The organism is Tomitella biformata AHU 1821, assembly GCF_000524475.1.
GTDB lineage: Bacteria > Actinomycetota > Actinomycetes > Mycobacteriales > Mycobacteriaceae > Tomitella > Tomitella biformata.
In genome coordinates, this window is sequence record NZ_BAVQ01000071.1 from 68,952 (window position 1) to 89,868 (window position 20,917).

The 20,917-nt window shown below is 68.3% G+C and carries 19 protein-coding genes; 6 read left to right on the forward strand and 13 right to left on the reverse strand.

Going from position 1 to position 20,917, the window contains the following annotated elements; genetic code table 11:
* Positions 1-239: 239 nt before the first annotated feature.
* From TBIF_RS16885 to TBIF_RS16920, 8 genes are all read right to left on the reverse strand, one after another.
* Positions 240-2,162 carry an arabinofuranosyltransferase AftB family protein gene (locus TBIF_RS16885; RefSeq protein WP_235174830.1) on the reverse strand — a complete coding sequence of 641 codons (1,923 nt, stop codon included), beginning with the start codon at positions 2,160-2,162 and terminating at the stop codon, positions 240-242.
* 19 nt (positions 2,163-2,181) lie between these two features.
* Positions 2,182-3,153 (reverse strand): decaprenyl-phosphate phosphoribosyltransferase, encoded by a 972-nt coding sequence (locus TBIF_RS16890; protein WP_084611757.1) that lies wholly within the window; start codon positions 3,151-3,153, stop codon positions 2,182-2,184.
* The gene (locus TBIF_RS16895) at positions 3,150-3,737 is read right to left on the reverse strand and encodes a phosphatase PAP2 family protein (RefSeq protein WP_024795935.1); all 588 of its coding nucleotides are present in this window, start codon (positions 3,735-3,737) and stop codon (positions 3,150-3,152) included. The genes TBIF_RS16890 and TBIF_RS16895 overlap by 4 nt, the downstream gene beginning before the upstream one ends.
* Positions 3,721-5,628: a glycosyltransferase gene (locus TBIF_RS16900; RefSeq protein ID WP_024795936.1), complete on the reverse strand. Its 1,908-nt coding sequence runs from the start codon at positions 5,626-5,628 to the stop codon at positions 3,721-3,723. The genes TBIF_RS16895 and TBIF_RS16900 overlap by 17 nt, the downstream gene beginning before the upstream one ends.
* The gene (gene glf, locus TBIF_RS16905; RefSeq protein WP_024795937.1) at positions 5,625-6,803 is read right to left on the reverse strand and encodes a UDP-galactopyranose mutase; all 1,179 of its coding nucleotides are present in this window, start codon (positions 6,801-6,803) and stop codon (positions 5,625-5,627) included. The genes TBIF_RS16900 and glf overlap by 4 nt, the downstream gene beginning before the upstream one ends.
* Positions 6,804-6,904: 101 nt before the next feature.
* Positions 6,905-8,203: a SpoIID/LytB domain-containing protein gene (locus TBIF_RS23860; RefSeq protein ID WP_084611758.1), complete on the reverse strand. Its 1,299-nt coding sequence runs from the start codon at positions 8,201-8,203 to the stop codon at positions 6,905-6,907.
* Positions 8,204-8,284: 81 nt separating this feature from the next.
* On the reverse strand, positions 8,285-9,100 hold the full coding sequence (locus TBIF_RS16915) for an HAD family hydrolase (RefSeq protein ID WP_024795938.1): 816 nt from the start codon (positions 9,098-9,100) through the stop codon (positions 8,285-8,287).
* Positions 9,097-9,849, reverse strand: a complete 753-nt coding sequence (locus TBIF_RS16920; RefSeq protein ID WP_024795939.1) for a lysophospholipid acyltransferase family protein — start codon at positions 9,847-9,849, stop codon at positions 9,097-9,099. Before TBIF_RS16920 ends, TBIF_RS16915 begins: the two co-directional genes overlap by 4 nt.
* Positions 9,850-9,945: 96 nt before the next feature.
* On the opposite strand from TBIF_RS16920, the gene TBIF_RS16925 reads away from it, so the two are divergent.
* Positions 9,946-11,565, forward strand: a complete 1,620-nt coding sequence (locus TBIF_RS16925) for a Rieske 2Fe-2S domain-containing protein (protein WP_024795940.1) — start codon at positions 9,946-9,948, stop codon at positions 11,563-11,565.
* 270 nt (positions 11,566-11,835) lie between these two features.
* Positions 11,836-12,243, forward strand: coding sequence for a PaaI family thioesterase (locus tag TBIF_RS16930; protein ID WP_235174832.1), 408 nt, complete (start codon positions 11,836-11,838; stop codon positions 12,241-12,243).
* Between the two features lie 16 nt (positions 12,244-12,259).
* Here TBIF_RS16930 and TBIF_RS16935 read toward each other — a convergent pair whose 3' ends face one another.
* Together TBIF_RS16935 and serS are read right to left on the reverse strand one after the other, a co-directional pair.
* Positions 12,260-13,204, reverse strand: a complete 945-nt coding sequence (locus TBIF_RS16935; RefSeq protein WP_024795942.1) for a hypothetical protein — start codon at positions 13,202-13,204, stop codon at positions 12,260-12,262.
* Positions 13,205-13,210: 6 nt separating this feature from the next.
* The gene (serS, locus tag TBIF_RS16940) at positions 13,211-14,467 is read right to left on the reverse strand and encodes a serine--tRNA ligase (protein ID WP_024795943.1); all 1,257 of its coding nucleotides are present in this window, start codon (positions 14,465-14,467) and stop codon (positions 13,211-13,213) included.
* Between the two features lie 40 nt (positions 14,468-14,507).
* Here serS and TBIF_RS23865 point away from each other — a divergent pair, with 40 nt between their 5' ends.
* Positions 14,508-15,716 carry a septum formation family protein gene (locus tag TBIF_RS23865; protein WP_024795944.1) on the forward strand — a complete coding sequence of 403 codons (1,209 nt, stop codon included), beginning with the start codon at positions 14,508-14,510 and terminating at the stop codon, positions 15,714-15,716.
* On the forward strand, positions 15,717-16,067 hold the full coding sequence (locus TBIF_RS16950; RefSeq protein ID WP_024795945.1) for a metallopeptidase family protein: 351 nt from the start codon (positions 15,717-15,719) through the stop codon (positions 16,065-16,067).
* Here the strand turns inward: TBIF_RS16950 and TBIF_RS16955 are convergent.
* Together TBIF_RS16955 and pheA are read right to left on the reverse strand one after the other, a co-directional pair.
* Positions 16,064-16,735: a histidine phosphatase family protein gene (locus tag TBIF_RS16955; protein ID WP_024795946.1), complete on the reverse strand. Its 672-nt coding sequence runs from the start codon at positions 16,733-16,735 to the stop codon at positions 16,064-16,066. The genes TBIF_RS16950 and TBIF_RS16955 overlap by 4 nt on opposite strands.
* Positions 16,732-17,664, reverse strand: a complete 933-nt coding sequence (pheA, locus tag TBIF_RS16960) for a prephenate dehydratase (RefSeq protein WP_024795947.1) — start codon at positions 17,662-17,664, stop codon at positions 16,732-16,734. The genes TBIF_RS16955 and pheA overlap by 4 nt, the downstream gene beginning before the upstream one ends.
* A gap of 150 nt (positions 17,665-17,814) precedes the next feature.
* Between pheA and TBIF_RS16965 the strand changes: the two genes are divergently transcribed.
* Together TBIF_RS16965 and TBIF_RS16970 are read left to right on the forward strand one after the other, a co-directional pair.
* On the forward strand, positions 17,815-18,780 hold the full coding sequence (locus TBIF_RS16965; RefSeq protein WP_024795948.1) for an NADPH:quinone oxidoreductase family protein: 966 nt from the start codon (positions 17,815-17,817) through the stop codon (positions 18,778-18,780).
* Between the two features lie 79 nt (positions 18,781-18,859).
* Positions 18,860-19,375: a nuclear transport factor 2 family protein gene (locus TBIF_RS16970; RefSeq protein WP_024795949.1), complete on the forward strand. Its 516-nt coding sequence runs from the start codon at positions 18,860-18,862 to the stop codon at positions 19,373-19,375.
* A 102-nt stretch (positions 19,376-19,477) separates the two neighbouring features.
* Here TBIF_RS16970 and gad read toward each other — a convergent pair whose 3' ends face one another.
* On the reverse strand, positions 19,478-20,869 hold the full coding sequence (gad, locus tag TBIF_RS16975; RefSeq protein ID WP_024795950.1) for a glutamate decarboxylase: 1,392 nt from the start codon (positions 20,867-20,869) through the stop codon (positions 19,478-19,480).
* Between the last annotated feature and the right edge of the window lie 48 nt (positions 20,870-20,917).

The following is a 20,917-nucleotide window of genomic DNA, read 5'->3' on the forward strand; positions in this document are numbered from 1 at the left end:
CCAAACCTAGGCCCTAACCCGCTGGCACCGCAAGCCGTTGGCGCATTTACCCGTGCGCCCACAACCTGGTCTATACGGACTGCTTATCGAGGAAAGTCGCGCGACCGTTACGTCGCTGTGACATACCCACTGGCCAAGCGTCGTTCCCCTGGTCCCACTCGGAACCCGCTGGATCTGCCGCGCCAGAACCCCGCCGCGGCGTGTGTGTGCCCGTAATCACACTGGCGCCTCCGTGCACATTACCGCGGATTCTGGAGTGCCGGCGCCACCAGATCGCAACGCTGGATCTCATACTCGGGCACCCTGTCGATCTCATACTGGCCGTAGCTCCAGGCGTTCCGGATGTTCGAGAGAAACTTCCGCACCGTCAGTTCGCCCTGGTAGGACTCCAACAGCATCCGGGTGTCCTCGCAGGTGAGCGCCACCTTGGCCTCCGCCACCCAATCCTCGTCGATCCACCCCGGCAAGCCCCAGTCATGCTCGGGGACGAAGCCCTTCTCCGCGATCATCCAGTCGACGGGCAGGCTCTTGTCATGGCCGATGCGCGCGTGCTCGATGCGCGGCGAATGCGCCGCCAGCGGATACGCCAAGCCCACCATGTCGTAGACCTTGGTGTCGAGGTCCGTGTTCATGCTCGGCATGCCCAGGTTGATGAAGTAGATGGTGTGTCCGGCGCCGCCCTCTGGGATCGGGCCCAGCGGCGGGATCGCCACCCAGTCGTCCATCGCGGCTGCCTGCACAAGCAACCCGCCTTCCGGAGTTCGCCGAATCGCATCCACCATTGACCCGATCCGCGGAAACGCCAGATAATCCGCGGCCGTCAGCGGATGGGCGTTGCCGGTCTGCACCGAGTAGAACCCCCGCTCATCCACGATCCCATTGCGAGTGAGCGTGCCAGCCCGCGCCTCTGGCCCGGTGTTGACCACCGCGAGCGCCCACGCGATCATCCCGATCCATGCGGCCAGCGTGACCACCGCGGCCGCGCGCGGGCCGGTGGGCCGCACAACGGTGCTGCGCCACTGCTCGCGCGTCGGGAGCCGGACCGGGATCATCGCCAGCGGCGCCATCAGGATGAACACCACGGGCAGCAGGACGCGGCCGTGCATGAAGTCGCCGCCGACGCGGATCTCGTAGATCAACCAGATCAGGCCGACGGCCAGGATCAGGGTCACCGCCGCGGCCGGAGAGTGCAGCCACCGTTGAAACTTGGCCCACCGCGCCCGCAGGCTGTTAGGCGGCCGGTACGCCGCCGCCGGTGCCGCCGTGGCCCTGTTGACGAGGACCACCGCGGCGATCAACAGCAGCAGCGCCAGCGGCACCCACATCCGATACGGCCCGGCCAGGTCGCCGAGATAGGTGAGGCCGACCCCCCACTTGGCCTCCGTCGCGTCCTTCGCGACGGCGGTGTTCGGGTACGGCAGCCCGTAGTACCCCATCCGCCAGATCTGGTAGCCGACGGGCAGCAGGCCTGAGACGACCACCAGCAACACGCGCGAGCGCCAGCCCTGCTTCACGCAGAACAGCAGCAGCAGGATCGGCGCGGCCACCAGCACCGTCTCCGGCCGCACCAGCCAGCACAGGCCGGCGATGAAGCCGAGGGTGAGGATCTGTGCGCGGGAGGGGGTCGCGGTGGTGGCCCAGCGCATCAGCAGCCAGAAGACGAGCCCGATCCAGCAGATCACCAAGCTGGTCTCGAGCCCGCTGGTCGCGAAGTCGCGGGCCGGCGGCAGCGCCATATAGCCGAACACGCCGGCCGGGAGCAGGATCATGCCCGACACTCCGGCAGCCTGCGCGCGGTGGCGGTGCAGGCGCCCGGAGCCCAGCATGACGAAGACGATCGCCAGCACGCTCAGCACGAGCGTGATGCCCAGCACCACGTATTCCATCTGGGCACGGCTGAGCCAGCTGAAGAACCAGACGACATAGGTCCAGGCCGCGCTGGTGTTGACCTCGACCCGCTCGCCCTTGTTGAACACCGGGCCGTTGCCGGCAAGGAGGTTCCGCACTGTCCGCAGGACGATCAGGCCGTCGTCGGCGATCCACCGGCGCTGCCACGCGCCCCACGCGAACAGGGCCGCGGCGACGGTGATCGACAGCGCCGTCAGCCCGGCCGGCGTCAATAGCCTCCGGGCCAGGCCTAGCGGGCGGTCCTTGCTGCTCACGCCCCCCTCGGGCGACGTGTCAGATATTGGGGACGACATAGGCGGCGATCCCGACCACGACGATCCACGAGACGGCCAAGACCTGGAGCACGCGGTCGCGACGGGCGATGTCCTCGGGCGCGCCCGCGACACCGCCATCGACATCCACCGCGTAGCGCAGGATGGCGATGACGAAGGGCACCATCGAGACCGCGTACCAGGCGCCGCCGTGGATCCGGTCCTGCTCGAAGGCCCAGAGCCCGTAGCAAATCACGACGGCCGTCGCGGACAGCGTCCAGACGAACCGCAGGTAGGTGCTGGTATAGCCCTCGAGGGACTTGCGGATCTTCGCGCCGGTGCGCTCGGCCAGCTGCAGCTCCGCGTAGCGCTTGCCCGCCGCCATGAACAGGGAGCCGAACGCCATGATCAGCAGGAACCACTGCGAGAGCGCGATGCCGGCAGCCACACCGCCGGCCATCGCCCGCAGTAGGAAGCCCGAGGACACGATGCAAATGTCCAGCACCGGCTGATGCTTGAGTCCGAAGCAGTACGCCAGCTGCACGGCGATGTACACCGCGACGACAATCGCCAGCTGGTAGGTCGCGATGAAGGACAGCCCGATAGCGGCGGCCATCAAGATCGCTGCGGCCGCGTACGCGAGTCCGACAGGCAGGACGCCGGCCGCGATCGGCCGGTAGCGCTTGACCGGGTGCGCCTGGTCGGCCGCGACATCGCGCGCGTCGTTGACGAGGTAGATCGACGAGGCGGCGAGGCAGAAGACCACAAAGGCCAGCGCGACAGGGCCCAGCACGTTGGTGTCGAACAGCGATCCTGCGGCGACGGGCGCCGCCAGGACCAGCACGTTCTTTACCCACTGCCACGGGCGCATGGCCTTCAGCAGGCCGCCAAGCACAGTCTTGGGCACCTTCGCGGCCGCCACCGCCGCGTCGGAGATGGTGGGCTCATCCACCGCCTCCAAGCCAGGGAGCCGCTCCAAGTTCGGTTCAGTCATGCTGTTCCTTCCGCCTGGGCCACAGTATTGCCCGCAGCGAAGAGCCTCCCACGCAGTGCCGGGTAACGGCGCTGCGCACGGCCGAGAGCCGCGGCGGTGGCCGCGCCTACCCCCGCGCCCACCAGCACATCCGAGGGGTAGTGCACGCCGAGAACCAGGCGCGAGAGCAGCATCGGCGGAACCACAACGGCTGCCACCGGCAGCCCCGTCAGCTTGCCGATCAGCACCGCGGCGGCCGTAGACGACGTCGCGTGCGAGGACGGGAAGCTGAGTTGGCTCGGCGTCGACACCCCCACCATCACGGCGGGGCTGTCCGGCCGCGGCCTGCGCACGACGCGCTTGATCACAATCGAGGCCGCGTGCGCGGCGACCGCGCCCACGCCCACGCCGAACCACTCCCGGCTGCGGTCGCGGTCGATCGCCGCGCCCAGCACGGAGAGAGCCATCCAGCCGAGCGCGTGCTCGCCGAAGTGCGAGAGGCCGCGGGCAGCGGGCAGCACTCCGGGGCGCTGGGCCACCGCGTACTGCACCGTCGCCAGGGCAGGCACCTCGTACTTGATGGCCAGGCTATTTATTGAAGACACGTGCCCACCTGTCCCTGCTTGTCATCTCGGGCACTGCGTCCCGATAGATCTGTTTAAGAGCCGGGAACTGGCTGGCCAGCTCGCGGTGTAGGCGGATGGACTCGCGCCCCAGCGCCGCGGCCTTGGCCCGGTCCCGCTGGCGGTACACGACACCGCGCCCGTCGGCCGTGGTCACCGTGACGCCGTCCACCTGCGAGAGCAGGTACCAGCGCGCGTCGAGCGTCGGCACGTTCAGTTGTGGCACCGCGTGCGTCGCCGTGTTCGCAGGCCTGACGCTGTGGCGCAGCCCCTTGACCAGGCGGACCACCTTGGAGAGCGGATTCGTGGGCTCGGCCACCGCGCCCACGCCGGACCCGGAGGGCAGCGGCAGGTCGGTCGACGACGGCAGCACCACCGCGTCGGGGAAGTGCGTGCGCATCTCCCGGACCATCGGCAGCGCCGACTCGAGAATGCTCGTGATGTGCTCCGGGCCAGCCAGGAAATCCTTGATGGCCTGATTCTGGATGGCCACCGTCGAGTATTCCAGGCACAGCAGGTGCTTCGCCGTGGCCTTCAGCGAGTTCTGGATCAGCCCCCGGGCGGGGCCCGGCATGTGCAGCGCGGCGACCACCAGGCGGTTGCGCAGGTGGAAGTACGCCTGCCAGTCAATGGCATCGTCCTTGTCGGACCAGGCCATATGCCAGATCGCGGCACCCGGCATCGTCACCGTCGGGTAGCCCGCGGCGCGGGCCCGCAGGCCGTACTCCGCGTCGTCCCACTTGATGAACAGCGGCAGCGGCTGGCCGATCTCCTCCGCGACGACGCGCGGGATCATGCACATCCACCAGCCGTTGAAGTCGACGTCGATGCGCCGGTGCAGGTCCTTGGACTCGTCCCGGTCACGCAGCGGCTTGGCCGAGAAGTCGTGGTCGTACTCCACGTGCGGCGCGGCGCCCCACATGAAGATGTCGCGCCGGACGACCTCACCCATCGTGTGCAGGTGGCTGCGCTCCTGCAGGTTCAGCATCTGGCCGCCGATCAGCGTCGGGACCTTCGCGAACCGGCTCATCGCGAGCGCACGCAGGATCGAGTCCGGCTCGATCTCGATATCGTCGTCCATGAACAGGATCTGCTCGCAGTCCGTCGCGGTGACGGCCTCGAGCATGATGCGGCTGTAGCCGCCGGAGCCACCGAGGTTCGGCTGGTCATACATCCGCAGCTTGTCGCCCAAGGGCCCCGAGGCCTCCGCGAAGTCCGGCTGGTCCTTGGCCTTGTCCGTGCCCTGGTCGGGCATGATCACAGCCTCGATGACGTCCAGGACCAACGGATCCGAGCAGATCGCCCGCAACGCCTTGACGGCGTCGACGGGGCGGTTGAACGTGGGGATGCCCAGGGTGACGGCCGCGCGGCCGGGGGCCTCGATGGGCGCGAACCAGCCCGCGCGCAGAACCTCCACCTCGGTGTCCGAGGTGATGTCGAACCAGATCCAGCCGCCGTCCTCGAACGGGGCGAGGGTGACCTCGAACTCGAAGACGTGGGCGCTGTCATGGGGGGTGCCGTCTTGGGCAGTGACGTCCCCCTCGACGTGGATGCGGCTGCCGTCGGCCTTCGAGCGGTAGACGTCGACGCGGCAGGACCCGCGGACCTCCACCTGCAGCACGACGGACTCCAGGATGGTCCAGCGTCGCCAGTAGCTCGCGGGGAAGCCGTTGAAGTACGTCGCGAACGACACCTCGGACTCCGCGCCCACCATGAGCGAGGTGCGGGTCGGGGCGTGGGCGCGACGCGAGTTCGTCGGCGCCTCCTCCAAGTACAGCGTCCGCACGTCGAGGGGCTCGCCCGGGCGCGGCAGGATGACTCGCTGCAGCAGGGCCCGTGCCTTGTCGGCGGGGCCCCGGGTCGCGGCGGTCACTTGTCGGTGCCTTGCAGGTCGGCAGCCAGCTCATTGTCGAACAGGTTCATCGCGCTGGCGATCGCCATGTGCATGTCCAGGTACTGGTAGGTGCCCAGGCGGCCGCCGAAGTGCACCCCGTGGTTCGCTGTCTCCGCCTTGGCCAGCTCGCGATACGCCTCGAGCTTGGCGCGGTCCTCGGCGGTGTTGATCGGGTAATACGGCTCGTCGCCGGCCTCCGCGGCCCGCGAGAACTCCCGCATGATGACGGTCTTGTCCTTGGGGTAGTCCCGCTCCGGGTGGAAGTGGCGGAACTCGTGGATGCGCGTGAACGGCACGTCGGCGTCGGCGTAGTTCATCACGGGGGTGCCCTGATAATCGCCGGTGGCGACGACCTCCTCCTCGAAGTCCAGGGTGCGCCAGCCGAGCTCGCCCTCGCTGTTGTCGAAGTAGCGGTCCAGCGGGCCGGTGTACACCACGGGCGCGTCGGGGCTCGCCGCCCGCAACTCGTCGCGGACGTCGAACCAGTCCGTGTTGAGCCGGACCTCGATGTTCTCGTGGGCGGCCATATTCTCCAGCCACGCGGTGTAGCCGTCGGTGGGCAGGCCCTCATAGGTGTCCGTGAAGTAGCCGCTGTCGAAGTTGTAGCGCACGGGCAGGCGGGTGATGATGCCGGCCGGCAGCTCCTTCGGGTCCGTCTGCCACTGCTTGGCGGTGTAGTTCTTGACGAACGCCTCATAGAGGGGGCGGCCGATCAGCGAGATGGCCTTGTCCTCGAGGTTCTGCACGTCCTTGCTGTCGATCTCGGCAGATTGCTCCGCGATCAGCGCGCGCGCCTCGTCGGGGGTGTAGTAGCGGCCGAAGAACTCCGAGATCATGCCCAGGCCCATCGGGAACTGGTAGACCTGCCCGTTGTGGATCGTGACCACCTTGTGGCGGTAGCCGGTGAAGGTCGTGAAGCGGTTCACGTAGTCCCAGACCCGCTGATTCGAGGTGTGGAACAGGTGCGCGCCGTAGCGGTGCACCTCGATGCCCGTCTCCGGCTCCGCCTCCGAGTAGGCGTTGCCGCCGATGTGATGGCGGCGGTCCAGCACCAGTACCCGCTTGCCGAGCTCCGACGCGGCGCGCTCCGCGATGGTCAAACCGTAGAAACCAGAGCCCACGATGATCAGGTCATACTCGCCTGATTTGGTCACGTGAGCTTGGTTTGCTGCATTTTCTGTCGACACAGAATCCCACAGTAACGGAACCGTGACCTGGGTACCGCCAGCGCGCTGACGGGTGACCGATAACACTGCTACTCCGGGTGCGGGATCTTCTCTTCGGGGAGACCCTCGACCACGGGCTCCTGGCCCTCGATATAGAACCAGTCCGACTTCAGCGAGAGCTGCACACGCGCGTCGTCCCCGCTTACCTCCACCGTGCGGTCCGCGCCCTCGACTCGCAGCCGCAGCACCCGGCCGCCGTCCGGGCCGAGACCGTTCGCCTCGACGACCGTCATCGAGACGAGCTCGCCCACCTCGAACGCGTCGGAGATCTCGCGGGCGGTCAGCCGGTGCGTCCAGTCATGCGTCGGGGAGACGGCGTCACCATCGTCAGGCATCGCGGGAAAGTTGCCGCCCGCACTGAAGCCGCCGGTGGACGCCGAGAATTCCGCCGGGACCACGACGCCGCCGCGGGTAAGGACCTGCCCGCGGGTCCCCTCGATCGCGGCGTCCGTGCGCGGGTCGTTCTTATCGGCGCCGCGGTACACCTGGCAGGCCTGGGTGTCGCAGGTTTTCGCATAGCCCGTGCGGCTCTCGGCGGCGGCATACGAGCGAGCCGCGACGGCCTGTGCCTTGAGCGCCTCCGCGCCGCCCTGGTCGGCCCAGCTAGCCGGGGACTCCGCCGGCACGACCCCGCGCAGGTAGTCCTCGAGGTCGAGCTTGCTGATGGTCCGCGCCTCGCCACCGGCGAGCGCGACCCCCAGCGCCCCGCGATAGGTGGCGTCCTCACCGCACAGGCTCGACGGGCTCTCGCTCTCCGGATACACCCAGGGGTCAGTTGTCTCCCCCTCCCATAGCACCTGCCCGCCACAGGAGTCCGCGATCTGCACGTGCGCACCGCCGGCGGTCGGGGTCAGTCGCGCGGACTGCCCGGGCGCGACGCTCTGCCCGGCGACGGTGAGCGGGCCTGCCGAGGCAACCTCCAGGGGCTTGCCGTCGCGGAACATCAGGCGGACCGTGATCTCAGTCGGCTCCAGCATCGCCAGCTCGGTGTCGCCGTAGTAGTGGCCGAGGATCTGCTCCGCGCTCCAGCCCTGCTGCGCGTAACCGAGAGCCCCCCACTGGCCCATGCCCCGGCCGTGCCCGTGGCCGTGCCCGTGCAGGGTGAACAGCGTCTGGTCCTCGGCCACCGGCGATATGCCGCCCGCGGTATGGACCCCGACCAGCCCGCCACCTGCGAGGAGCAACAGCGCCGGGGCCACGCTCAACCCGCGGGACCGTCGCCGCTCCCGCCCCGGCCCAACCGTGGTGGTGAGACCTAGACGGGCGGCAATGGACTTGCGCATAAACGACAGCTCCTGGGTCGGGTGGCAGGCGAATGAAACAGCCATGTGTTGCCAGTGTGACTGGAGTGACTGGAGTTGCGCAATGGGAGTCGTGAACTACATCAATGTAACTTTAAGCGCAGGTAGCTAGCCCCACCAGCGTTCGAGGACCAGTGCCACGCCGCTGTCGTTATTGGACCCTGTGACCTCGTCCGCCACCGCCGCAAGCTCCGCGTGCGCGTTCGCCATCGCCACCCCGTGCCAGGCCCAGCCCAGCATCGGAATGTCGTTGGGCATGTCGCCAAAGGCGATCACGTCGTCCTCGAGCATCCCAAGCTCCCGGGCCACGCCAGCCAGGCCCGTCGCCTTCGTGACGCCGTGCGCGGCGATCTCGATCAGCCCGTTGTCGGTGGAGAAGGTCAGGTCCGCGCGGTCGCCGATCAGCGGCGTCAGCGCATCACGCATATCGGCGCTGCGCGCGCCGGGCATCCGCACCAGCAATTTCACGGCCGGCATGGTCACCAAGTCCGCGACGGAGACCTCGATATTCTGCGGGTTCTCCCATGCGTGCTCATAGCCGGGCGCGGTGGCGAACTGCATCGCCAGGCCACCCTCCGCGCCGAGGTCGATCCGCTCCGCGGCCAGCGCCGCGCCAGGAATCGCCGAGCGGATGAGCTCCGCGAGGTGGCCGAGGTCGTCCGGGTTCAAAGTGTGGGCCGAGAGCACGCGGTCCGTTGCGCTGTCGAAGACCACGGCGCCGTTGGCGCACACGGCGATCGGCGCGTGTCCCAGCTGATCGGTGACCTGCGCGATCCACCGCGGCGGGCGGCCCGTGCATAGGACGAACGGCACCCCGTCCGCGACAGCCGCGGTGATCGCCGCGATGTTGCGCGCACCGACCTGGTACTCGTCATCGATCAGCGTGCCGTCCACATCGCTGGCGATGAGCAGAGGTTTTCTCAACTGTCCCTTTCGGCCCTGCGGGCAGCCTTCGCCGCGGCCTCGTCGGCGTCCATCTTGTTGGCCTCCGCCAAGGTCGGGGCGGAGCCGCCCATCGAGGCGGGCACCCAGAACTCGCCGGCCGGGTGGGGTCCGTAGTCCAAGCGCATCTGGTCCAACTGCTTGGACATGGCCGCCTTGATCGTGGCCGTCAACTCGTCGGCAGTGCCGACCGGCTCAATCGGCGCGCCGGTGCGGATGAGGATCGGCGTCCTCGTGCGGCCGAGCCGCTTCGGATGCCCCTTCGTCCAGACACGCTGCGAGCCCCAGATCATCACGGGCACGATCGGGACCTGCGCTTCAAGGGCCATCCGCGCCGCGCCGGACTTGAAGTCCTTGAGCTCGAAGCTGCGGCTGATCGTGGCCTCGGGGAAGACGCCCACCAGCTCGCCGTCCCGCAGGTAGTCGATGGCCATCTGGTACGAGCCGGCGCCATTGCCTCGGTCCACGGGGATGTGCTTCATACCGCGCATCAGCGGGCCAGAGATCTTATGGTCGAAGACCTCCTTCTTCGCCATGAAGCGGATGAACCGCTTCCTGTCGAACGCCGAGTAATCCGCGTAGGTGAAGTCCATGTATCCGGTGTGGTTGATCACCACGACGGCCCCGCCGACGCGCGGCAAATTCTCCGAGCCGGTCCGGGTGAACTTCAATCCCTCGAGTTTGAACAGCGCTTTAGCGACAAGGATGACCGAGCTGTAGACAGGTTCCACGCCGCCAACCCTAGCTGCCAGCAGCGGCGCACGTCACGCGAGCAGGTGCCCGTATCCTGAGTGGCAACCAGAACCCCAACTCGGAGGTCCCCCACCGTGCAGGTCACCAGCGTCGGACATGCCGGCTTCCACATCAACACCGAAGCCGGCTCGATCCTCTGCGATCCCTGGGTCAACCCCGCATATTTCGCGTCATGGTTCCCCTTCCCGGACAACACCCGGCTGGACTGGGACGCGCTCGGCAACTGCGACTACCTGTACGTCTCCCACCTGCACAAGGACCATTTCGACCCGGAGATCCTGCGCCGACACGTCAACAAGGACGCCGTCGTGATCTTGCCGGACTTCCCGGTGCCGGACCTGCAGCGTGCACTCGAGGCGCTCGGCTTCCACAAGTTCTTCGAGACCCGCGACTCTGTCAAGCACACGCTGACCGGGCCGAAGGGCGAGCTCGACATCATGGTCATCGCGCTGCGCGCCCCGGCGGACGGCCCCATCGGCGACTCCGGCCTCGTGGTTACCGACGGCACGACCACCGTGTTCAACATGAACGACGCCCGCCCGGTGGACCTGGAGGCGATGGAGCGCGAGTTTGGGCACATCGACGTGCACATGCTGCAGTACTCCGGCGCCATCTGGTACCCCTGGGTCTACGACATGCCCGAGCGCGCCAAGAACGCCTTCGGCACCCAGAAGCGCCAGCGGCAGATGGACCGCTCCCGCAGCTACATCGAGCAGGTCGGGGCCACGCACGTCATCCCGTCCGCCGGACCGCCCATGTTCCTCGACGACGAGCTGCGCTACCTCAACGACGACTGCGGCAACCCCGCGAACATCTTCCCGGACCAGAAGGTCTTCCTGTCCGAGCTGGAGAAGAACGGCCGCACTGGCGGCATCCTGATGATCCCCGGCACCACCGCGGACTTCAGCGGCACCGAGTTGCGCAACCTCACGCATCCGGCCACTGACGCGGAGGTCGACAAGATCTTCACCGAGAAGGCCGCCTACATCGAGGATATGGCGCAGCGGATGGCCCCGGTCATCGCCGCGGAGAAGGCCACGTGGGCGCCGGCCGAGGGATCTGCGCTGCTCGAGCCGCTGCGCGCGCTGTTCGAGCCGATCATGCGGCAGAGCAACCAGATCTGCGACGGCATCGGCTACCCCGTGGCGCTCGAGCTGACCGTGCCCGGCACCTCGGGCGAGCCCGTCGTCGTCGAAACCGTGGTGCTCGACTTCCCGGAGCGCACCGTCCGCCCGGCCGCTCTCGACGAGAAGAAGTTCCGCTACGGCTTCACGATCGACCGCGGGATTGTGCGCACGGTCCTCCGCGATGACGAGCCGGACTGGGTCAACACCATCTTCCTGTCCACCCGCTTCCGCACCTGGCGCGTCGGCGGCTACAACGAGTACCTCTACACCTTCTTCAAGTGCCTCACGGATGAGCGGATCGCGTACGCGGACGGCTGGTTCGCGGAGACGCATGACGACAGCGCCACGATCACGCTCGACGGCTGGACGATGCAGCGGCGCTGCCCCCACCTGAAGGCGGATCTGACCAAGTTCGGCGTGATCGAGGACGGCAAGCTCACCTGCAACCTGCACGGCTGGCAGTGGGACCTGACCAGCGGCCGCTGCCTGACCTCCAAGGGCCACGAGCTGCGTTGTGGGCCGGGCGCGGACGCCGAGACCGCGACGCTAAGCGCTGAGAAAAGCTAGGTCGTCTCCGAAGCGTCTCGGGGTGTGAAAACTCTCCACTCTTGACCCCTGGATTGCCGATAATCGGCAATGTGGGTGGTGTGAGTGGAGAGTTTTTTGCCAACCGGTGGATAACTTTTCGACCTGCGCACAACCCCGTACGCTGCGAAGAGTCCCACTTCCACCCAGCCAGGAGCCTCGATGGACCCTAAAATCAACTCTCGCACCCACACGTGGTCGGATCCCCGCTCTCTTGCGGAGGGAAGAGCCGGCCTGACCGGCTTGGAGTTCATGGCTGCACTGCGAGACGGCACGGTGGACTACCCGCCCTCCTGCGGCACTCTCGAGTTCCAGATAACCGAGTTCTCCGAGGGATCGATGACGTTGTCGGCGACACCCGCCGAGTATCAGTACAACGCGTTCGGCTCCGTCCATGGCGGCGTCGTCAGCACGTGGCTGGACTCCGCGATGGGCTACGCGATCCAGACCACGCTGGCTCTCGGTGAGCGGTTCACCACGCTGGACCTGAACGTGCGCTTCATCCGACCGGTCACCGCGGAGACGGGGATCGTGCTCGTCACAGGCCTAGTCGAGCACCGCGGCCGCCGCACCAGCACAGCCCAGGGCGAGCTCCGCGACGACCGCGGCAAGCTGTTGGCCTCCGCCACGACGACGGGCATCATGTTCGACGCTCCGTAGTCCTGCTGTCCGGAGCTCAGGCGGGGTCGGGCACCGGGTTCGGCTTCGCCGAGGCCGCATGCTCGTCCGCCGACACCGCCTCCGCGGCGCCGAACACCGCGACGCACACTGCGCCGCCGATGGCCAGGATGAAGCCGAGCACCGCGAGCCATTCCAGGCCCGGCACCGCGGAGTCCCCCAGCAGCCAAACTCCGATGGCCCCCGGAATCACCGTTTCCCCGACCACCAGGGCCGCGGTGGCGCCGTTCACGGACCCGAGCTGCAGCGCCACGGTGTGCAGGTAAAAACCGCCGACGCCGGCGATCGCCAGCGCCCATGTCGCGGGGTCCCGGAGCAGGTCGCCGAGGTTGAAGGGCTCCACGCCGTGCATCACCCGCACGGACATCGCGACGACGCCGAACAGCACGCCCGCGCTGAGACCGGCGGCGATCGCGGCGCGCGAGCCGAGCAGCCGCACCACTCCCAGCGAGACCCCGAGGATCGCGAGAGTGCCGACCAGCAAGCCCCAGTGGATCAGTGGATCCGAGCTGCCGCCGCCGGAGGACTCCGACGCGAGACCCAGGGCGCCCAGCGCGAGCAGCACTGTGCCGATGGCGAGCCAATCCCGCATGTGCAGCCGGATCTTGAGCACGAAGATGCCCAGGACCGCGGTGACCACGAGGTTCGCGCTGATCACAGTCTGGGAGAGGAACAGCGGGGCCAGGCGGGCGGAGATCGCGCCGCCGACGAACCCCAGGACGTCGAGCACCGTGCCCACGATGAACGCGAGCGTCAGCACCGCCGCCCAGGTCGAGCGCAGCGTGGGCGCGCCGGAGGCGGTGACCCGGGCCGGACCACCGCCGCCAAGCTCAAGGTCTCCGAGCGCGGCTCCAGCGGACTGTCGGGCACCATACGCCTGCAGCACCGAGGAGGTGCCATACGCGAGGCTCGCCAGAATCGCGGCGATGAGCCCGACCACCATTGGAGGCTACTTCGCCCTGAGAACGTCGGTGCCGACGAACGGCTGCAGAGCCAGCGGCACTCGCACGGAACCGTCGGGCTGCTGGTGGTTCTCGAGGATCGCGACGATCCAGCGGGTGGTCGCGAGGGTGCCATTGAGCGTGGCGGCGGTCTGCGGCTTGCCGTCCTCGTCGCGATAGCGCACGGACAGCCGGCGCGCCTGGAAGGTGGTGCAGTTCGAGGTGGAGGTCAGCTCGCGGTAGGCCTGCTGGCTGGGCACCCACGCCTCGCAGTCGAACTTGCGCGCGGCAGAGCTGCCGAGGTCCCCGCCAGCGACATCGATGACCCGGTAGGGCACCTCGACCGCGGCGAGCATCTCCTTCTCCCAGCCCAGCAGGCGCTGGTGCTCGGCGTCGGCGTCCTCGGGACGGCAGTAGGTGAACATCTCCACCTTGTCGAACTGGTGCACGCGGATGATGCCGCGGGTGTCCTTGCCGTAGCTGCCAGCCTCGCGGCGGAAGCAGGAGGACCAGCCGGCGTAGCGCTTGGGGCCGTCGTTCAGCTCGAGGATCTCGCCGGAGTGATAGCCCGCGAGGGGGACCTCGGAGGTGCCGACCAGATAGAGGTCGTCGTCGGCGAGGTGGTAGATCTCATCGGAGTGCTGGCCGAGGAAGCCGGTGCCCTGCATGATCTCCGGACGCACGAGCACCGGCGGGATCATCATCGTGAAGCCGTTGGCGGTGGCCTTCTGCGCGGCCAGTTGGAGCAGGCCCAGCTGCAGCATCGCGCCGGCGCCGGTGAGGAAGTAGAAGCGGGAGCCAGAAACCTTCGCGCCGCGCTCCATGTCCAGCAGGCTCAGCGCCTCACCGAGCTCGAGGTGGTCACGCGGGTTCTCGATCTGGGGGATCTCGCCAATATGCTCGAGCACGATGTAATCGTCCTCGCCGCCCGCCGGGGCCCCGTCCTGCACGACGTTGGAGATCGCCTGATGCGCGGCGTCGAGCTTGGCCTTCGCCTCGTTCTCGATGGCCTCAGTCGCCTTGACCCTGGCGGCGAGCTCCTTACCCTGGACCAACAGCGTGGGGCGCTCATCGGCTGTGGCCTTGCCCACCTGCTTTCCCAACAGCTTCTGCTCTGCGCGGAGGCTGTCCGCGGAGGCGATCGCACCGCGGCGGGCGGTGTCCGCCGACAGCAGAGCGTCGACCAGCGCCGGGTCCTCGCCCCGGGTGCGCTGGGACTCACGGACGACATCGGGGTTCTCACGAAGAAACTTCAGGTCAATCACAGTGTTAGACCTTACTTGCCCGGCTCCGCGGAGGCGTCGGGTGGCGCTAATCCGCGATCCGATGTCCACCGTCGACAGACAACAGGCATCATTGGTGACGATGTTCCGCATTCGACGCGCGCAACCCGAGCCCACCCCCGACTCTCCAGAGCCCACCGCTGCAGAGCCCGAGGGGCCTACCGGCGACGCCACCCGTCCCCAATCCGCCCACAATGTCCGCCGGGCACTGGTCTTGGTCGCGGTGGGTTCGTTGGCCGCCGCCGCGATCACTCTCATGACCACCGGCAACCTGGGCAAGGTCACCGAGGGCTCGAGCACGCCGACCGCGATCCCCACGCATACCGGTTCCGCGGAGGGCCCCGCCTTTGCCGACGCGCAGCCTGGCGATTGCCTGACCTGGACCGACCCCGTCGAGCCAGACTTGACGACGGCCGATTGCGCCGCCGAGCACCTCTTCGAGGTGTCCGCGTCCGTCGACCTGAGCGTGTTCCCCAACTCGGAGTTCGGCACACACGCCGTCCTCGCGACCCCCGCCCGGTACATCGAGCTACGTGACCAGGTGTGCGTCCCCGCCACCGAGCAGTACCTCGGCGGCAAGCTCGACCCCAGCGGTCGGTTCACGGTGGGCCTGATCCACCCGAGCTCCAAGGGCTGGTCCCAGGGCGAGCGCAGCATCCGCTGCGGGCTCCAGGAGACCAGCGTCGACGGCACCGTGTTCCACACGATCAGCGGCACGGTCGCGAGCCAGGACCAGTCGAAGGTCCTCCAGCCCGGGGAATGCCGCGGGATCAAGGGCGGTGTCCCCACGGACCCAGTCGACTGCGGCGAGGAGCATGCCGTCGAGGCCACCGCGATCCTCAATCTCGCCGAGCAATTCCCCGACGGACCCCCGAGCGCCGAGCAGCAGGACCAGTTCCTCCAGGAGGCGTGCTTGGCGGCGACGGAGGCCTTCCTCGGCTCCCCGGACGCCCTGCACAACCAGACGCTGACCGTCCTGTGGGGCAATCTGAGCCTGCCCAGTTGGCAGGCCGGCAGCCGGCTAGTGAACTGCACCGTCGGCAGCCGATCGGCGGCGGGCGACTACGCGCCGATCGTCGGCGCCGCGCGCGGCCAGATCACCATCGGAGGCAAGGCTCCAGCCCCGGCCCCCCAGCCCCCCGCCGGCCGCGCGGTGCCCGTGCCCCTGCCCGCACCGGCCAATCCGATGATCGAAGAGGGCCCACCGCCCGGCACCGAGCCTGGAGCCTAAATGCCCGTGATTATGCCAGCGGACCGCTTCGAGGAGCTGGTCTCAGACGCCCTAGACCTCTTGCCGGAGAAGCTGATCGCGGCCATCGACAACGTCGTCGTCCTCGTCGAGTCCCGCAATGAGGACGAGCCGGACCTGCTGGGCCTCTACGAGGGGATCGCGCTCACCGAGCGGGATAGCTGGTATGCCGGCGCCCTGCCGGACGCCATCACCATCTACCGCGACGCTCTGCTCGACATGTGCGAGTCCGAGGCGGAGGTGGTGGACGAGGTCCGCATCACGGTCATCCACGAGTTCGCCCACCACTTCGGCATCGACGACGAGCAGCTCCACGAGCTCGGCTGGGGTTAGTTGGCCCGGCTGGGATCGTCCGCATTCGCGTCCACCCGGACGGTGAAGGGCGGCCGGTCCTCGCCCCACTGCACGCATTCCCAGCCGCCGTCCGCGGTGGGGGCCAACGTGACCGCCTCCGTGTTGGCGAGGTAGCGGCTGTCGGCAAAGGCGCGGTCGATGCCGCTCATCGCGGCGACAGCCAGCCGGATGATCGCGCCGTGGCTGACCACGACGACGTCCTGGTCCGTCCCCTCCTGCAGGTAGCCAGCCCGGAGCTCGTCCAGCTGCGGGAGGTAGCGGCCCAGCGCGTCGTGGCCGCTCTCCCCGCCCGGCAGCCGCTCGGCCAAGTTGCCCCGATGCCATTGCGTGTAGACCTCGACGAACTGGCGGTGGGCCTCCTCGTCCGAGCGCCCCTCCAGATCGCCCGCCTGGATCTCATACAGCCCATCGACAATCTCGATGCCGCTGTCGGTGGTGCGCGAGACGGGATTCGCCGTCTGCCGCGCGCGCAGCGCCGTGGAGCTGACCAGCGCGGCCAGGCTCCGATCTGCCAGGCCCAGGCCCAGCACCTCGGCCTGCCGCTCCCCCTCCTCGGTCAGCGGCGCGCCCGGAGGCAGCGTGTCCAGTTGATGAGCGACATTGGCAACTGTTTGCCCGTGCCGCACCAAAATCAGCCTGCCGGTCACTGGTGATCACGTCCGTTCTTCATATCGTCGAGCCACTGCACCGAGTCCACATCCTGCGGCGGCGCGGAGCCCTCGCTGTGCGCCACCGGCCACGAGCCGAGGTACCGCACCTGCCTGCACGTGCGGTGCAGCTCCTTGAGCGCCTCCGCGACCGCGGTGTCCTCGATATGGCCCGCACAGTCCAATTGGAAGTAGTAGTTGCCCAGGCCCGAGCGGGTGGGCCGCGACGCGATGCGTGTGAGGTCGATACCCCGAATCGAGAACTGCAGCAGCGCCTGCGAGAGCGATCCTGGATTGTTGTCGAGATACAGATACAGCCCGGTGCGGTCCGAGCCGGTGCGCTTGGGCGTTGGCCCCGGCCGGCCCACCAACACGAAGCGGGTGCGCGCGCCCGCGACGTCAACGACGCCGTCCGCGAGGGACTCCAGGCCCAGCCGCTGGCCTGCGATGTCGGTGGACACCGCGGCGTCGACCTGGCCGCCGGCCACGTCCTCCGCGGCCCCCGCGTTCGAGGACGCTGGCACGACGGTGGCGTGCGGCAACTGCGCGGCCAACCACTCCCGCACCTGCGCGGCGGCCACGGGGTACGCCCCTACGGTGCGGACCTGGGCCGGCGTCACCCCCGGCCGCACGAGGATAGAGAAACTGATGTCGAGCTCGGTCTCGGCGAAGATCTGCAGCCGACGCCCCTTGGCCAGGGGGTCGAGCGTGGGCAGCACCGGCCCGTCGATGGAGCTCTCGATAGGCACGCAGGCGTAATCCGCCGCGCCCGATTCCACCATGGCCAGCGAGGCAGACGGAGAGTCCGCCGCCACCCGCTCCACCGGGCCGTCCCCAAGGAGCGTGGCGACGCCGCCATTCTGCTCTAGGCGACGAAGGGCCGCCTCGGTGAAGGTCCCAGATGGTCCGAAATAGGCGATGCGCTGCACGCTATGCACCCTACGTGGTGCCCCTGACATCTGCCCTTGAGCCGCGATCCCGGCCGGCGCCGCGGACGCCTGGCCGAGGACTCGCCGGCCCGGCGTCAGAGGCAACCGGCATACTCGGCAGTGACATAGCCCACCGTGAAAGGACCCCGCATGCGCGCAGTACGGATCACCAGCCTGGACGGACCCTCCGCCGTGGAATTCCTCGAGGTGGCAGAGCCAGAGTCGCACGGCCAGGTGGTGATCGACGTGCATGCGGCCGGGCTGACGTTCCCCGATGTGCTGCAGACCCGCGGGCTATACCAAATGAAGCCGGCGCTGCCGTACACGCCGGGATCCGAGGTCGCCGGCGTCGTCCGCTCCGCGCCCGAGGGCAGTGGCTTCGCCCCGGGCGATCGGGTCGCCGCATTCCCAGGCCTCGGGACCTTCGCGGAGACCGTCGTAGTCCCGCCCGCCATGGTGTTCCCCCTGCCGGACCGGCTCAGCTTCGCGCAGGGCGCTGGCATCCCCATGAACGTGCTGACCGTGCACTTCGCCCTCACTCGCCGCGGCAAGCTGCAGGCTGGCGAGACGATGCTGGTGCAAGGCGCGGCCGGCGGCGTCGGCACAGCCGCGATCCAGCTCGCCAAGGCATTGGGCGCGCGGGTGATCGCGGTGACGTCCACGGACGAGAAGGCCGAGATTGCGCGCCGCGCGGGGGCCGACGACGTCGTGGCGGTCGAGGGCTTCAAGGACGCGGTCCGAGCGCTCACCGACGGCCGCGGCGTGGATCTGGTGGTGGACCCGGTGGGCGGCGACCGCTTCACCGACTCGCTGCGCAGCCTCGCCCCCGAGGGCCGGCTGCTGGTCATCGGCTTCACCGCCGGCGAGATCCCCACCGTCAAGGTCAACCGCCTGCTGCTGGGCAATGTCTCCGTGCTGGGCGTGGCGTGGGGCGAGTTCTGGATGAAGAACATCGCCTACCTGCAAGAGCAGTGGGCGGATCTGCTGCCGCTGCTCGAGGCCGGACAGCTGGACCCCGTGATCGGCGCCACCTACCCGCTGGAAGAAGCAGCTCAGGCCCTCGAACTAATGGACGGCCGCGGCGCGCTCGGCAAAATCATCCTCACGGTCCGGTAGCCAGCTACCCCCCAGCGACTGTCCCAGCTGGCGGACTATTCGCCCGTCCCGCCGCCCCGACGCTGGCAACGTCCTGTCTATGAGCGCAACACAGCAAGCCGTGACCCTATCCATCCCCGAGCAACTACTGGCCATCGAGGAGATCAAGCGCGTGTTCGCGGGGCGCCTGCGGTGCATGGACAACAAGGAGTGGGACCGCTACGCCTCCTTCCACACTGACGACGTCGTCAGCGACTCCTGGGCCAGCACCGACGCCGCGCCACAGGCCGATGGCACCGCGGCCGGGTCGGTCACCGGCGGCCGAGCACTGGCGGACGCGATCCGCGGCACGCTCGATGGCCCGGTCAAGGTCGTCAGCGTGCACCATGGCCACACTCCAGAGATCGAGCTGACCTCCGACACCACCGCGCGCGGCGTGTGGGCGATGGAGGACAAGCTGTGGTGGACCAACGCCGCCACCGACGCTGAGGAGCACCTGCACGGCTACGGGCACTACCACGAGGAATACCGCAATGTTGAGGGCCGCTGGCTGATCTCCTACCGGAACCTCACCCGCCTGCGCGTCGACGCCACCGACGGATTCCACAACCGCTAGAAACGGCTCACGCCCGATCCGTGCGCCTGCGTCCCCTGGATTGGGGGCGCACGCACGGATCGGGCGTGAGAGTGGCAGTTCGGGTGGGACTAGCCCAGTTCCCTAGTGCGCGAAGTGCTGCGAGTGCGAGTTCGGGCGGGCCCCGGCCTCGAGCTTGGCGCACACGCTCCGCATGTCATCCATGAGCTTGCCGGCGAGGTCGCCGGAGAAGCCCTCGCGGACGACGATGCGCAGCACCGCGACCTCTTCGGCGTCGGCCGGCATCGTGTATGCGGGCACCTGCCAGCCGAGCGAGCGCAGCTCATGCGAGATGTCGAAGACCGTGTAGCCGCGGCCCTCCTCCAGCTCGAACGCCAGCACCGGGATCGCCGAGCCGTCGCTGATGATGGAGAGCCCGTCGATCTTCTCGATCTGCTGGCTCAGCCACACCGCGGTGTCGCGCAGCGCCTCCATAATGGCGCGGTAACCGTCGCGGCCCAGGCGGATGAAGTTGTAGTACTGGCCCACAACCTGGTTGCCCGGGCGCGAGAAGTTCAGCGTGAAGGTGGGCATGTCGCCACCGAGGTAGTTCACGCGGAAGACGAGCTCCTCCGGGAGCTGCTCCTTGTCGCGCCAGACCACGAAGCCGATGCCCGGGTACGTCAGGCCGTACTTGTGGCCGGAGACGTTGATGGAGACGACGCGCGGGTTGCGGAAGTCCCACACCAGATCCGGGTGGAGGAACGGCGCCACGAAGCCGCCGCTGGCCGCGTCGATGTGGAGCGGAATGTCCGGGCCACCGTTGGCGGCCAGCTCGTCGAGCACTGCCGAGATCTCCTCGATGGGCTCGAACTCGCCGGTGAACGTGGTGCCGAGGATCGCGCACACGCCAATCGTGTTCTCATCCGCGGCGTCCCGCACCTGCTCGGGCGTGATGACGTAGCGGCCCTTCTCCATCGGCAGGTACTTGGCCTCGACGTCGAAGTAGCGGCAGAACTTCTCCCAGACGACCTGAACGTTGCTGCCGAGGATCAGGTTCGGCTTGGACCCGTCCAGGCCAGCGGCCTCACGACGCGCGCGCCAGCGCCACTTCATGGCCAGGCCGGCCAGCATGACGGCCTCGGAGGAGCCGATCGTGGAGACGCCGGTCGCCGAGGCGGGATCCGCCGGGTCCAGGCCCGGGGCGTTGAACAGGTCGGCGACCATCGAGACGCAACGCGACTCAATCGCGGCGGTCGAGGGGTACTCGTCCTTGTCGATCATGTTCTTGTCAAACGTCTCGGCCATGAGCTTCTCGGCCTCGGGGTCCATCCAGGTGCTGACGAACGTCGCGAGGTTGAGCCGCGAGTTGCCGTCGAGCATCAGCTCGTCGTGGATGAAGCGGTAGGCGGCCTCCGGCTGCATCTCCGAGTCCGGCAGGCGCAGCGCCGGGACCGGGTTCGTCCCTAGGCGGCCGGTGTAGGCCGGCGCGAGCACCTCGTCGCTGAACGAGCTCTGGTTCTTGTTATCGGACACGTTTCCTCCGTTTTATCCTTGTGGCGGGGTCTTGCGAGCAGGTGGTCG

What these genes read in the sequence shown, in the direction of transcription:
- TBIF_RS23860 (WP_084611758.1), bottom strand. Translation starts at nt 8,203, where the DNA reads ATGGCTGTTTCATTCGCCTGCCACCCGACCCAGGAGCTGTCGTTTATG.
- TBIF_RS16935 (WP_024795942.1), bottom strand. Translation starts at nt 13,204, where the DNA reads ATGGTGGTCGGGCTCATCGCCGCGATTCTGGCGAGCCTCGCGTATGGC.
- TBIF_RS16950 (WP_024795945.1), top strand. Translation starts at nt 15,717, where the DNA reads ATGCCCGTGATTATGCCAGCGGACCGCTTCGAGGAGCTGGTCTCAGAC.
- TBIF_RS16965 (WP_024795948.1), top strand. Translation starts at nt 17,815, where the DNA reads ATGCGCGCAGTACGGATCACCAGCCTGGACGGACCCTCCGCCGTGGAA.
- TBIF_RS16890 (WP_084611757.1), bottom strand. Translation starts at nt 3,153, where the DNA reads ATGACTGAACCGAACTTGGAGCGGCTCCCTGGCTTGGAGGCGGTGGAT.
- TBIF_RS16970 (WP_024795949.1), top strand. Translation starts at nt 18,860, where the DNA reads ATGAGCGCAACACAGCAAGCCGTGACCCTATCCATCCCCGAGCAACTA.
- TBIF_RS16930 (WP_235174832.1), top strand. Translation starts at nt 11,836, where the DNA reads ATGGCTGCACTGCGAGACGGCACGGTGGACTACCCGCCCTCCTGCGGC.